Source organism: Bauldia sp. (assembly GCA_037200845.1).
GTDB lineage: Bacteria > Pseudomonadota > Alphaproteobacteria > Rhizobiales > Kaistiaceae > DASZQY01.
On record JBBCGQ010000001.1, the window covers coordinates 479,889 to 493,337 of the forward strand.

Below are 13,449 nucleotides of genomic sequence, written 5' to 3' on the forward strand. Positions count from 1 at the left end.
GTGCAGCTAGCCGAAGGTGAACGAAAACGCCTGGACGCCGGGGTCGAGAAAATCGATCTCGAAGGTCCGGTCGCCGGGCGTGCCGCTCTGCCGGACGAGCTGGTAGAGCCGCTGCTCGGCGATAGTGCCGTCGCCCGCCGCGTCGGTATCGACGCCGTGATCGTCGCCCGGCGGCTTGCCGTCGATCAGCACGCGGAAGCGTACCGGCTTGCCGTCGGCGCCGGGCCCCAGCACCAGATGCAGGTCGCGCGCATGGAAGCGGAAGGCGATGCTGCCGCCGGCCTGGTTGAGGATGGCGTTTTCGCCCTGGACGGTCCAGTCGCCGGCAAGGCCCCACTGGTTGAGCTGCAGTGGCGCCGAGATCGTGTAGACGTGCGCCGCGTCGCGCGTCGCAGTATCGCCGTCGGAGACGAAGTTGGCGGCCCGGCTGTAGCCGATATAGGTCTCCGGCGACTTGACGTTGGCCTGGTCGGCCGCCGCCTCCGCGCCGCCGGCATTCACCGCCACCAGATCGCCGGGCACGTCGGTCTTGCCCGCCTCGCGCAGCAGCGCCTGTATGATCTCTTCCGACTGCGCGTACGAGCCTTCGCCGAAATGATGGTGGCGGATGTTGCCGTTGGCATCGATGAAGAAATGCGCCGGCCAGTACTGGTTCTGGAACGCGCGCCAGATGGCGAAGTCGTTGTCGATCGCCACCGGATAGTCGATGCCGATATCGGCGATCGCGTTTTTGACGTTGCCGATATCTTTCTCGAACGCGAACTCCGGCGAGTGGACGCCGATGACCACCAGCCCATCGTCCTTGTACTTGTCGGCCCAGGCGCGGACGTAGGGCAGGGCACGCAGGCAGTTGATGCACGAGTAGGTCCAGAAATCGACCAGCACGACCTTGCCCTTCAGCGCCTCGGGCGTCAGCGGCGGCGAGTTGAGCCACGTCACCGCGCCGGCGAGCGATGGGAACTGGCCTTCGACGGGCAGGGGATCGCCGGGCTTGTATTCGGCGTTCGCCGAAGCCGGCACGTTCTGCGTCGGCGCGACCTTGTCGAGCAGTCCTTGCTCCAGCGTCGCGGTGCTGGCGGTCGAAACCTGCGTCAGGAATCCGGTGTCGAAGCCGAAGGCGATGGCCGCGACTCCGACCAGGACCGCGACGCCAAGGCCGCGCCGGATCCATTCGCCGGCGCCGAGCGACCGCTTCATCGCGGCGAACACGCGCCCGCCGATCAGCAGCGCCACCGCGATCGAGGTCGCGGCGCCGAGCGCATAGGCGAGGAGCGCCAGCGACGTCCCGAAGCTGGCGCCGCCGAGCGCCGCGCCGGTGAGCACCAGGCCGAGGATCGGCCCGGCGCACGGCGCCCAGAGTAGCCCGGTCGCCACGCCGAGCAGGAAGGACGAGACGAACGACGAGCGCGCTGTGCTGCCCGGTCCCGACGCCTGCTGCGACAGCCGCGCGCCGATGGCGACCAGCGGTCGCGTCAGCCGATCCGCGATCTCGGGGAACAGCAGCGTGATGCCGAACACCGCCAGCAGCGCGAGGGCCGCGAACCGGCCGTACTGATTGGCCGCCACCGCCCAGCCACCGCCGACGGCCGCCAGCGAGGCGACAACGGCAAAGGTGATCGCCATTCCGAGCAGCATCGGCAGGATGCTGGTGACGAACGGTTTGTCGGCGCGCGCGAAGACAAAGGGCAGCACCGGCAGGATGCAAGGACTGAGGATCGTGAGCGCCCCGCCGATGTAGGCAATGAAAAGCAGCGTCATGGTTAGGCCTTCACCCTCGACCCCCGATCGTCCCGCAACGCCGGTATATACGGTCGCCGCCGCAGTTTCGGGCTCATGGCCCGCGTTTTTCACGCGCAATTGAAGCCTCCGGCGGCCGGCCGCACGTCCTCGGGACGACGCCGTGAACCGGATACACGCCGGCAAAACCAAATCTTGATTGGTTTGTGGAAACCTTTCCGGGCAAGCCGACGTAGCTAGAGGCGCGGGACAACCGGATTCGACGAGATGACGACCGAGGCGATGGCGACGGACGACAGGCCGCTCCCCGACGGGCGCGTGCTTATCCGCCGCCATTCCGGGCTGGTCCGCATCACGCACTGGATCAACGTCGTCTGCATCCTCTTTCTGCTGATGAGCGGGCTGCAGATATTCAACGCCACGCCGGCGCTATACGTCGGACAATACGCCGACTTCGACCATCCGATCGCGAGCTTCGGTGCCCGCCAGACTCCGGATGGGCTGGCCGGCGAGACGATGCTGTTCGGCATCCGCTTCAACACCACCGGCTTCCTCGGCCTGTCGGTCGCCGATGGCCAATGGCAGGTGCGCGCCTTCCCGGCATGGGCGACGGTGCCGAGCTACCAGGATCTGGCGACCGGCCGCCGCTGGCATTTCTTCTTCGCCTGGGTCTTCGCCATTAACGGCGCCATTTACCTGATCGCCAACCTGCTCAACCGCCACATCTGGCGCGACCTCGTGCCGACCTGGCGCGATATCCGCAACCTGCCGGCAACCGTCGTCGAACACATCCAGCTCCGCTTCGAGCACGTGCGCGAATACAATCCGCTGCAGAAGCTCGCCTACCTCGGCATCCTGCTGGTGCTGGTCGTCATCGTCTTCGCCGGGATGACGATGTCGCCCGGCCTCGACACTGCCTTCCCGTGGCTGGTCGACATCTTCAACGGCCGCCAGACGGCGCGCACGGTGCACTTCGTCGCCGCGACGCTGATCGTGCTGTTCGTCATCGTCCATGTCGCCATGGTTCTGGTCTCCGGCGTCTGGAACAATCTCCGTTCCATGATCACCGGCCGCTACGCCATTCGCCCGGAGGACGGCCATGACCGCTAGCCGCCGCAACTTCCTCCGCGGCCTCGGCGCCTCGGCGACCGCGCTGGTCGCCGCCGCGTGCAAGCCGCTCGATCACGCCGGCGCCCAAGGCGCGTGGTTCCGCGAAAATGTGCTGCAGCTTGGCGAGGACATAAATCTCAAGGTCCAGCGTTTCTTCCTCAAGCCGACGTCGCTGGCACGCGAATTCACCGAGGCCGACCTGTCGCCAAAGTTCAAGGCGAACGGCTCGACCAACCCCGACAGCCCCGAATACCAGGCGATGGTCGCCAACGACTTCGCCGACTGGAAGCTGAAGGTCGGCGGCCTCGTCGAGACGCCGATGGAATTTTCCCTCGCCGACCTCCGCGCCCTGCCGGCGCGCGAGCAGATCACCCGCCACGACTGCGTCGAGGGCTGGAGCTGCATCGGCAAATGGAAGGGCGTCCAGCTCGCGACCATCCTCAACATGGTCAAGCTCAAGCCCGAGACGCGCTACATCCTGTTCACCTGCGCCGACGAACTGGAAAAGACGCTCGACGGCACCGGCCGCTACTACGAGACGCACGGGCTGGAGGACGCCTTCCACCCGCAGACCATCCTCGCCTACGACATGAATGGCGGCACGCTGACCGTCCCGCACGGCGCGCCGCTGCGGCTGCGCACCGAGCGCACGCTCGGCTATAAGATGGCCAAGTACATCATGTCGATCGACGCCATCGACGACTTCTCCAAGATCAGCCGCGGCCGCGGCGGCTTCTGGGAAGATCGCGGGTATGACTGGTATGCGGGGATTTAGCCGGCAGCGCCCCCTCACCCTCTTTCTCTAGGCCCGCTTTGCTCGCCAAGAGAAAGAGCCCTCTCCCACAAGGGGAGAGGGGACAAACCGACATCGAGGCATATCCCTCTCCCCTTGTGGGAGAAGGGTGCGGGGGCCAGCTTCCGCTTGCAAATCACGCCAACTCGCGGCTTCCTCCCGCCTCAACATCAATCCGGGGGAAGCGACGATGGCCAAGGATAAAGTACGCTGGGGTGTGATTTCGACGGCCAACATCGGCCTCGCCAAAGTCCTTCCCGGGATGATGAAGTCGAAGGAGATCGAGATCCGCGCCATCGCCTCGCGCGATCTGAAGACCGGCAGGAAGGCCGCAAAGAAGCTCGGCATCCCGGTCGCCTACGGCAGCTACGAGGAGCTGCTCGACGACCCCGAGATCGAGGCGATCTACAACCCGCTGCCCAACCATCTCCACGTCCCGCTGACGCTCGCCGCCGCCAAGAAGGGCAAGCACGTGCTCTGCGAGAAGCCGATGTCGCTGACCGCGACCGAGGCCGAGCAGCTTCGCGATGTGCCGAAGGGCGTGCTCATCGCCGAAGCCTTCATGGTCCGCGCCCATCCGCAATGGATCAAGGCGCGTGAGCTGGCCCGCTCCGGCAAGCTCGGCGAACTGCGCGCCGTGCAGGGGCTGTTCTCGTACTACAACGTCGACCCGAACAACGTGCGCAACATGGCCGACATCGGCGGCGGCGCGCTCTACGATATCGGCTGCTACCCGATCGTCATCGGCCGCTACATCTTCGGCGCCGAGCCGGTGCGCGTCGTCTCGCTCGTCGACCGCGATCCGAACTTCAAGACCGACCGCACGGCGAGCGCGCTGATCGATTTCGGCAACGGCCGCCACCTCACCTTCACGTCGTCGACGCAGGCCGCCAACTACCAGCGCATCAACATCCTCGGCAGCAAGCAGCGGCTCGAGGTCGTCATCCCGTTCAACGCCCCGCAGGGCGGCGCCATGACGATCCTCACCGATACCGGCAAGGAACTCGCCGGCAAGTCGGCCAAGCCGATCAAGCTGCCCAAGGCCGACCAGTACCAGCTCCAGGGCGAGACCTTCTCCCGCGCCGTCCGCGGCAAGGAGAAGCTCGAATTCGGCCTGGAGGACGCCATCCTCCAGATGCGCGTCATCGACGCCCTTTTCCGCTCCGAAAAGAGCGGAAACTGGGAGAAACCATAGCCTGCGGAGTGGGTTGAACGGCGCCCCGAAGCCTCCCATATTCAGCCTTGTCCCGGGTGCCTCGAAGAGGGCCCGGGCGAGAGTTTGGGTCGCTTCCAGGAGGACCGCCGCAATGACGCGAATTTCCGCGTTTTCCAGCCCGCTGCTGCTCGGTTTCGAAGAGATCGAGCGTGCGCTAGAGCGCCTGTCGAAGGGCGCCGGCGACGGCTATCCGCCTTACAACATCGAGCGCATGGCCCGCGCCGGCGACAAGCCGGAGCGCCTGCGAATTACGCTCGCCGTGGCCGGCTTCAGCGAGACTGAACTCGACGTCACCGTCGAGGACAACGAGCTGATCGTCCGCGGCAAGCAGCAGGACGAAGCGGAGCGGCAGTTTCTTCATCGCGGCATCGCCGCGCGGCAGTTCCAGAAAACATTCGTGCTCGCCGAGGGGATCGAAGTCATCGGCGCCGAGTTGAAGGATGGACTGCTGTCGATCGATTTGGCGAGGCCGGAGAGCGCGCGTGTCGCGCAGCGGATCGCCATCAACGGACGCGGCTAGAGCCGGTCCAGGAGGGTAGTGAGATGACACACGCAGAAAAGATTCAGATGAGCGACGAGACTTTCGCCGCGCTCGGCGGCGGTCGCATCGCCTACGTCAAGCCGCTCAAGGCCGACGATGCGCGCGGGCTCTTCCCGCAGATGCCGCCGGTCGCCCCGGGCCTCGAACTGTGGGCCCTGCTCGCCGCCGACGGCTCGCCGATCATGCTCGCCGACAGCCGCGAGGCGGTGCTGATGAATGCGAACGAGAACGAGCTGGAGACAGTGAGTCTGCATTAGGTTCGTCGCGTCGCTGGAAAAAAAGGCCGGGCGAAAGCCCGGCCTTTTTTGTGTAGGGCGGAGCTCCCTCACCCTGTTTCTCTAGGCTCGCTCCGCTCACCAAGAGAAACAGCCCTCTCCCCGATGGGGAGGGGACAAGAACTCGGTATCGTCCCTCTCCCCATCGGGGAGAGGGCTTCGGCTCTTACGAGCGAAGCGAGTTAGAGACGAAGGGTGAGGGTGCGCTACGCCGCGTTGTGCGTCGCGCCTTCGGTCAGCACCGAGTACAGCGCCGAACTGTCGGACGACGCGCGCAGCTTCTGCACCACGCCCGGCTCGCGGAAGAGCCGCGCGATCCGCGCCAGCGCCTTGAGGTGATCGGCGCCCGAGGATTCCGGCGCGAGCAGCAGGAAGATCAGATCGACCGGCGTCTCGTCGAGCGCCTCGAAATCGATCGGCTTCGGCAGCCGCGCGAACAGCCCGAAAATCCGGTCGAGCTTGCCGAGCTTGCCGTGCGGGATGGCGATGCCGCCGCCGACGCCGGTGGAGCCCAGCTTTTCGCGCTTCACCAGCGTGTCGAAGATGTCCTTCTCCTCGACGCCGGTCATCGCGGCCGCCTTCTCGGCGATCGCCTGCAGCACCTGCTTCTTGCTGTTGGCCTTGAGCGAAGGGAGGATCGCTTCCGGCGTTACGAGATCGCTGAGGTCCATAGTCTGTTCCAGTGTTCCGGTTGCGTCTGGCGGTCGCCCGCTAGTGCTTCGCGGTTTCCCTTTTTGTGCCGAGCGACGGATCGATCCAGCCGATGTGGCCGTCGCTCCGCCGGTAGACGATGTTGACGCCGCCATGCCCGGCATGACGGAAGACTTTGACGTGCGCGTCGGTGAGGTCGAGCGACATCACCGCATTGCCCACCGTCATCGTCTCAAGGTCGGTGGTCTGCTCGGCGATGATCGTCGGGTCGGCATCCGTCGGCGCCACTTCTTCTTCGTCCGGCGCCGCGATCACGTACTCCGTCGCCGCCAGCGAGTCGTCGCGCCGCACGTGGTGGTGTTCCTTGAGCCGCCGCTTGTAGCGCCGCAGGCGCTTCTCGATGTGCCCCGCCGCCTGCTCGAAACTCTGGTGCACGTCCTGCCCGCGGCCTTCCGCCTGCAGCACAATGCCGGTGTCGAGATGGACCAGGCACTCCGTGCGGAAGCCCGACCCTTCGCGCGCCACGGTCACGTGGCCGGTAAAGCCGCCGTCGAAATATTTCTCGATCGCATCGCCGATACGCGCGTCGGCGAGCGTTCGAAAGCTCTCGCCGATGTCGACGCTTTTTCCGGAAATACGCAGGCCCATCGGCGCTTCGAACCTTCTCGGCTTGTCTCTGTGTTCGCCAGCTCAAGGGGCTGCCGAACCGGGCATGGGGCTCGCGTCGGACTGGGCCTCGCCGGCGCGGATTTATTACACGTAACGCCCGCCCGGGTGCTGTTGGGCGCCCCTTCTAGGGAGGGTGGGCTGACAAGTCAACCGAGCCCGAAATGTTCCGTTACCGGCACAATATCCAGCCGAATTCCGCTGGATTTCTAGAGGCTTGCCTGCTTCTCGCGGCGCCGCTGCACCGATGAGGGGATGCGCATTGCCTCGCGATATTTCGCGACCGTGCGCCGGGCGATATCCACGCCGGATTCGCGCAGCACCTTCACGATGGTGTCATCCGAAAGGATCGCCGACGACGGTTCGTCGTCGATCAGTTTGCGGATGCGGAAGCGCACCGCCTCGGCCGAATGGGCCTCGCCGCCCTCCGCGTGCGCGATCGAGGCGGTGAAGAAATACTTGAGTTCGAAGATGCCGCGCGGCGTCGCCATGTACTTGTTCGAGGTGACGCGCGACACGGTCGACTCGTGCATCGCGATCGCCTCGGCGATCGTCTTGAGATTGAGCGGGCGCAGGTGCTGGACTCCCTCGGCGAGGAACGCGTCCTGCTGGCGCACGATCTCGGTCGCGACCTTGAGGATGGTGCGCGCCCGCTGGTCGAGACTCTTGACCAGCCAGTTCGCGGTCTGCAGCGCCTCGGCGAGATACGCCTTGTCGGTGTCCTTCTTTTTCTGGCGCGAGACGGTGGCGTAGTAGCTCTGGTTGACCAGGACCTTGGGCAGCGTGCCGGAGTTGAGTTCGACCAGCCAGCCGCCGTCCGGCCCCAGCCGCACGATCACGTCTGGTATCACCGGCTGCACCGGCGCCGAGCCAAACGAGGCGCCGGGCTTCGGGTTGAGCGCGCGGATCTCCTTCAGCATCTCGGCAAGGTCTTCGTCGTCGACGCCGCAGAGGCGTCTGAGCGCCGCCATGTCGCGCCGCGCGACGAGATCGAGATGCGCCACCAGTGCCGCCATCGCCGGATCGAAGCGGTCGCGCTCGCGAAGCTGTATCGCCAGGCACTCGGCAAGATCGCGCGCACCGATTCCGGCCGGCTCGAAGGTCTGCACGATGCGCAATGTTTCCTCGACCAGCGCCAGCGGCGCACCCAGGCGCTCCGCAACCTGCTCAAGGTCGATGCGCAGGTAGCCGCCCTCGTCGATCTCGTTGACCAGCGTCTGGCCGATCAGGCGTATCGCCGGATCCTCGACCGCGAGGCCGAGCTGATCGGAGAGATGGTCGGCGAGCGACTTCTCCTCCGCGATGAAGGCCTCGAGATTGTAGTCCTCCGACGACACCGGCTGGCGCGACGGCGTCGTCTGCCACGTCTCGGCCGGCAGGCCGGGCGACACTTCCTCGGGCGCCTTGCCGGCATCGTCCTGGAAGACGTTGGAGAGATCGGCATCGAGCTTCTCGGCGATCGCCGTCGGCGCCTCGAGCTGCTGCTCCATCCAGTCGCCCATCTCGGGCGCCGTTTCGGAGGGCAGCTCTATCGCGCCGTCGCTATCGCCGTCGCCGCTCCGGTCCATGTCGCGGTCGTCGGCAGCGTCATCGCCGTCGGAGCGTTCCTCGCGCTCCTCGTTCTCCGCCCGCTCGAGCAGCGGATTGCGTTCGAGTTCGGCATCGACGTAGGCGATGAGATCGAGATTCGATAGCTGGAGCAGCTTGATCGCCTGCATCAACTGCGGCGTCATCACCAGCGACTGGCTCTGGCGGAGCTCTAACTTGTGCGAAAGCGCCATGCGGCCAACGGAACCCGGAACTCGATTCCCGGAAAACTGGTCCGGAAATTGCTTATAGCATTCCTTTGGTAACCGATTGGTAGCCGGCTTTAAAGGCTAAACTGTTCGCCAAGGTAAAGCCGCCGCACGTCCGGGCTGGCGACGATGTCGTCCGGGCGCCCTTCGTAGAGCACTTCCCCCGAATGAATGATGTAGGCGCGGTCGATAAGACCGAGCGTTTCCCGCACGTTATGGTCGGTGATCAGCACCCCGATGCCGAGGCTGGTGAGATGGCGGACGAGATTCTGGATGTCGCCGACCGCGATCGGATCGACCCCGGTGAACGGCTCGTCGAGCAGCATGAACGCCGGCCGCGAGGCGAGCGCCCGCGCGATCTCGGCCCGCCGCCGCTCGCCGCCCGATAGCGACACCGCCGGCGCGTGGCGGAGATGCGCGATGCGGAACTCCGCCAGCAGCGCCTCGAGGTGATCCTCGCGCTGGTGCTTGTCCGGCTCCACCACTTCGAGGATCGAGCGGATGTTCTGCTCCACCGTCATGGCGCGGAAGATCGACGCTTCCTGCGGCAGGTAGCCGATGCCGAGCCGTGCCCGCTGGTACATCGGCATGCCGGAGATGTTGTGTCCGTCAATATCGATGATGCCGCGGTCGGCGCGCACCAGTCCGGTGATCATGTAGAAGATCGTGGTCTTGCCGGCGCCGTTCGGCCCGAGCAGCCCGACCGCCTCGCCGCGCGCCACCGCCAGGCTCGCGTCGCGCACCACCGAGCGGCCGCGATAGGCCTTCGCCAGCCCGCGCGCCACCAGCCAGCCGCGCCCGCCGGCATCGGGTATCAGGCGCGACGGCGGCTTCTCGGAGGCACCACGCTTGCTGCGGCGCCGCGGCTGCTCCTCCTCGCGCGGACGCTCGGCCTGGCGGCCGTTCGCCTTCGCTTTGTCGGCGGCCTTGTCCGGACCGCGGCCGAAGTAGCTGGAAACCGCCAACGCCTAAGTACCTTTGCTGATCAGCCGGCAGATAAGCCGACCGCCCGGGGACTGTCGAGGGGCGCCGCGCTCAAGTTCTTGGCACCGTTGCTCAATTGCTCGTCGGCGAGAACACGCCGCGGATCTGCTTGCCCGGTGCCTGATCGACGCGTGCCCGTCCGGTGGAGAGATTAACCACCAGCTTCGCGCCTGTTATGACGTTCGCGCCCTGCGACAGCACGACGTTGCCGTCGACCGTGATGGTGTTGGTCGGCATGTCGACCACGGCGGTGTCGCCGGTCACCACCTGATCCTTCGACGTGACCTTGATGCCGCCGTTCGCTTCGATGCGCGTGAACGACGAGGCGGCTGCGCCTTCGAGCCCCGAGTAGAGCTTGATCTCGCCGGCCTTCATCGTCGTGTTGCCGCGCTTCACGGTGACGCCGCCCGAGAACACCGAGATGCGCTGCGTGCCCTCCTCGTAAGTTTCGAGCGACTGCGCATCGACCTGGATCGGGTCGGTCTGCTTCGCCTGGAAGCCGCCGAAGATGTCCGCCGTCGGGTCTGCGAACGCGGGCGACACGGCGAGCGCCAGCAAGGCGGCGACGGCGAAGCGGCGGATCATTGGGCGGTGGCTCCGGTGCCGGCGGGCGCGGTGAGATCGCCCGGCGGCAGATACGTCACCGACACGCCGTTCGAGAAGAGGATGTGCTTGCCGTTGCCGGTGATGTTGACGGCGTTGGCGTGGATCGTCCCGTCCGCCGTCGAGAACATCAGCGGCGACGACGAGGTCAGCGTGCCTTTGCCGAGATCGATTGCCGCTTCCTGCAGGCGGCCGGCGTAACCGTTGTCGGTCTTGAGATCCATTCCGTCCTTGAGCAGCAGCGTGTTGTCGTTGCCGTTGTAGACGCCGGTCGCGGCGTTGACGGTAGCGAAGCCGGCGTCTTCCAGGCCGAAGCGGCCGGTGATCGTCTTGAACGTCACCACCTTCGGATCGTCGAGGCTCTGTAGCGCGCTGTCCGCCTTCACCTCGTAGGCGCGGCGTGTGCCCTCGAAGCCGGAGATGTGCGGCTTGTCCATAACGACGCTGTTGGATTTCGGGTCGATGGTCGCGACCGCCACCAGCGAGGCGAGGTCGCCGGGGATGACCCGCGCCGTCGCCCAGAAGGCGACGATCGCGAGGATCGCCAATGTCGGCAGGATGAATTTGAGATTGCGGACCAGCGCCGAGTGCCGCGTCGCCTTGGCATAGGCGTCGGGATCGCGCTCCTTCGGCGGATTGTAGCGGATGCGCGGCGCCCGCGGTTCCCCGCGCTGCCGGTCGTCTGCATACTGGTCGTCGTCCACGGCGCTCATCCTGGCCGTATTGTGGGGCTTCCCGGGCCCCGCCGCAATGAGGCCTAGTGCGCGAAGATGTCTTCTTCGCCCCAACCGGCGAGGTCGAGCTTCGCCCGCGTCGGCAGGAAAGCGAAGCAGGCGGCGGCGATTTCGCTCCGCCCCTCGCGCGCCAAGCGGCCCTCCAGCTTGTCCTTGAGCTGGTGCAGGTAGAGCACATCGGAAGCGGCGTAAGCGAGCTGCGCGTCGCTCAGCGTCTCGGCTGCCCAGTCGGAGCTCTGCTGCTGCTTCGAGATTTCGATGTCGAGGATGTCCTTGAGGAGATCCTTCAGCCCGTGGCGGTCCGTATAGGTGCGCGTCAGGCGCGACGCGATCTTGGTGCAGAACAGCGGCCCGGTCATGACGCCGAAGGTGTGGAACAGCACCGCGATGTCGAACCGCGCGAAATGGAAAATCTTTGTCACCGCCGGATCGGCGAGCAGCGCGGCGATGCGCGGCGCTTGTTTCTGTCCCGCCGCGATCTGCACGACGTCGGCGTTGCCGTCGCCGCCCGACAACTGGATGAGGCACAGCCGGTCGCGATGCGGCAGGAGGCCGAGCGTCTCGGTGTCGATGGCGACACTGTTGCCGTAGCGCACGTCGGCGGCGAGGTCGCCCTTGTGGAAGCGGATAGCCATGGGCCGCGGTTATAGGGGGAAATCGTTAAAAACATAAAGGGCGAAGCGAGACGACACCCGCTGGCCGCCGTGGCCGCCCCGCTATGACGTTTGTCACTTGAGCGCCGGATGCGTTGCGGTAGCTTTTGAATGAATAGAGCATACGGAGGCCGTCATGCGTGCCCTTGTCGTTGCTTGCCTCGCAGTTCTCTCGGCCGCCCTATTCGCCGTGCTGCCGCTGTCGCCCGCGTCCGCCGCCGAACGTCTGGCAGCCGGCAGTTGGGCCGACAGTTGTCCTAACGGGAGCGTGTCCGGTTTCACGCTGACGGCGGATTGCCTCGACGGCGCCGGCGCTCTTCACACGACCTCGCTCTCTCTGTTGAGCTGCGGGCAGCCGCCGGCGGCGGGCAACGCCAACGGCCGGCTCGTCTGCGAAAGCGGCCCGCGTAGCCTGGCGGTTCCCGGCAGTTGGTCCTCCTCCTGCGGCAACGATCTGCTCGCGGGCCAATCGTTGAAGGCGATATGCCTCGACGGCGCCGGCCAGAAGGTCTCGGCCTTTCTCGACCTGTCGACCTGCGCCCGGCCGCTGCGCGCCGGCAACCAGAACGGCCGCCTGGTCTGCGAAAGCGGCCTCGCGCAGGCTGCGCCGACCTCGCGCACGACGATCCTCCATCTGAATCCGCCGCCGCCTGCTGGTCCGCCCCCGGTATTGCGTTTGCCTCTGCCCGTGCCGGGTATCGTGCTCAATGTTCCCGGCCAGGCCGCATCCGCCGGCCCGAGCTTTGCCGGCGCCTGGAACGTCACGACCAATGCCGGCGAACGTTTCCAACTCCTGCTCAATCAGAATGGCGCCGCCGTCACCGGCAGTGCCGATGTCAACGGAACCCACGTCATCCTCAGTGGAAACGCGGTCGGCGGACGGCTCGATGCCACCTGGGTGATCGGCACCCCGTCCGGCGGTCGGCTTACCGGCGCCGGCGTATTCGATTTATCCCCCGACGGCAGCCAACTCACGGGCGCGCTACGGATCGGCAGCCAGGTCGCGAACAACGCCTCCTGGGTGGGCGTGCGGGGCAGCGGCGCCTCGTCTGTCGTCTTGGCTCCACCTGGCGCCGCAAATCTTCCGGCCATGACTACAACGAACAGTGCCGACGGCCCCGTACGGGCGACCGTCAGGAGCTCCGTCTCCATACGCACCGCGCCCACGATGAAGGGCTCGGACATCTTGGGCACGCTTCTCCAGGGTACCGAGGTGACGGTCGAGTGCCAGAAAAGCTGGTGCGCGCTTTCAACCGGCGAGGGTTTTGTTTCGAAGGGATTCCTCACCCTCCATGGCCCAGCGGCATCGACAAATACCGCCGCATCAACTGGCGCAGCAATGCCGAGCAACGAGACCCGCGTCGCCGTCGGGCAGGTCGCGCCCCCGTCCGCCGCGGCGCCGGTTGCGGTCGACTCGTTCGTTGGCTCCGGCTGCAGTCCACGCCCGCCTTCCGTGGATCTCGGCGGCGCCAAAGTCACGCTGATGTTCCACAACGCCAGTTCCGCCACGCGCCACTTGTTCTGGATCAACAGGAACGGCGAGCGGGTGCCCTACCAGATCATCCCGCCGGGCGGCACCGTGCCGCAAGAAACTTTCAACGGGCACGTCTGGGAGCTGACCGACGAAGACGGCCAGTGCAAGACGTTCTTCACCGCAGGGACTATCAGCCAGACGCTGGAGACGCACTGA

14 protein-coding genes are annotated in these 13,449 nt (G+C 66.1%); 6 read left to right on the top strand and 8 right to left on the bottom strand.

What is annotated here, in order from left to right; translation table 11 throughout:
* Positions 1 to 6: 6 nt before the first annotated feature.
* Entirely contained in the window at positions 7 to 1,758 is a 1,752-nt protein-coding gene (locus WDM94_02395) for a cytochrome c biogenesis protein DipZ (protein MEJ0011476.1), read from the bottom strand.
* A gap of 261 nt (positions 1,759 to 2,019) precedes the next feature.
* On the opposite strand from WDM94_02395, the gene WDM94_02400 reads away from it, so the two are divergent.
* From WDM94_02400 to WDM94_02420, 5 genes are all read left to right on the top strand, one after another.
* On the top strand, positions 2,020 to 2,847 hold the full coding sequence (locus WDM94_02400; GenBank protein MEJ0011477.1) for a cytochrome b/b6 domain-containing protein: 828 nt from the start codon (positions 2,020 to 2,022) through the stop codon (positions 2,845 to 2,847).
* On the top strand, positions 2,837 to 3,622 hold the full coding sequence (locus tag WDM94_02405) for a molybdopterin-binding protein (protein MEJ0011478.1): 786 nt from the start codon (positions 2,837 to 2,839) through the stop codon (positions 3,620 to 3,622). The genes WDM94_02400 and WDM94_02405 overlap by 11 nt, the downstream gene beginning before the upstream one ends.
* A gap of 208 nt (positions 3,623 to 3,830) precedes the next feature.
* Positions 3,831 to 4,835, top strand: a complete 1,005-nt coding sequence (locus tag WDM94_02410) for a Gfo/Idh/MocA family oxidoreductase (GenBank protein MEJ0011479.1) — start codon at positions 3,831 to 3,833, stop codon at positions 4,833 to 4,835.
* A 112-nt stretch (positions 4,836 to 4,947) separates the two neighbouring features.
* Complete coding sequence (locus WDM94_02415) at positions 4,948 to 5,376, top strand: Hsp20 family protein (protein MEJ0011480.1); 429 nt, start codon at positions 4,948 to 4,950, stop codon at positions 5,374 to 5,376.
* Positions 5,377 to 5,399: 23 nt separating this feature from the next.
* A complete protein-coding gene (locus tag WDM94_02420) occupies positions 5,400 to 5,654 on the top strand; it encodes a DUF1150 domain-containing protein (GenBank protein ID MEJ0011481.1) in 255 nt (84 codons plus the stop codon).
* Between the two features lie 224 nt (positions 5,655 to 5,878).
* Here the strand turns inward: WDM94_02420 and ptsN are convergent, their stop codons facing one another.
* From ptsN to WDM94_02455, 7 genes are all read right to left on the bottom strand, one after another.
* Positions 5,879 to 6,343, bottom strand: a complete 465-nt coding sequence (gene ptsN, locus WDM94_02425; GenBank protein MEJ0011482.1) for a PTS IIA-like nitrogen regulatory protein PtsN — start codon at positions 6,341 to 6,343, stop codon at positions 5,879 to 5,881.
* A gap of 40 nt (positions 6,344 to 6,383) precedes the next feature.
* Entirely contained in the window at positions 6,384 to 6,971 is a 588-nt protein-coding gene (gene raiA / locus WDM94_02430; GenBank protein ID MEJ0011483.1) for a ribosome-associated translation inhibitor RaiA, read from the bottom strand.
* Positions 6,972 to 7,198: 227 nt separating this feature from the next.
* On the bottom strand, positions 7,199 to 8,770 hold the full coding sequence (rpoN, locus tag WDM94_02435; GenBank protein ID MEJ0011484.1) for an RNA polymerase factor sigma-54: 1,572 nt from the start codon (positions 8,768 to 8,770) through the stop codon (positions 7,199 to 7,201).
* 89 nt (positions 8,771 to 8,859) lie between these two features.
* Positions 8,860 to 9,750 carry an LPS export ABC transporter ATP-binding protein gene (gene lptB, locus WDM94_02440; protein ID MEJ0011485.1) on the bottom strand — a complete coding sequence of 297 codons (891 nt, stop codon included), beginning with the start codon at positions 9,748 to 9,750 and terminating at the stop codon, positions 8,860 to 8,862.
* Positions 9,751 to 9,841: 91 nt separating this feature from the next.
* Positions 9,842 to 10,354, bottom strand: a complete 513-nt coding sequence (locus WDM94_02445; GenBank protein MEJ0011486.1) for an LptA/OstA family protein — start codon at positions 10,352 to 10,354, stop codon at positions 9,842 to 9,844.
* A complete protein-coding gene (locus WDM94_02450) occupies positions 10,351 to 11,076 on the bottom strand; it encodes a hypothetical protein (GenBank protein MEJ0011487.1) in 726 nt (241 codons plus the stop codon). Before WDM94_02450 ends, WDM94_02445 begins: the two co-directional genes overlap by 4 nt.
* Positions 11,077 to 11,129: 53 nt before the next feature.
* Positions 11,130 to 11,741, bottom strand: a complete 612-nt coding sequence (locus WDM94_02455) for a ribonuclease D (GenBank protein MEJ0011488.1) — start codon at positions 11,739 to 11,741, stop codon at positions 11,130 to 11,132.
* Between the two features lie 154 nt (positions 11,742 to 11,895).
* Here WDM94_02455 and WDM94_02460 point away from each other — a divergent pair, with 154 nt between their 5' ends.
* Positions 11,896 to 13,449, top strand: coding sequence for a hypothetical protein (locus tag WDM94_02460; protein MEJ0011489.1), 1,554 nt, complete (start codon positions 11,896 to 11,898; stop codon positions 13,447 to 13,449).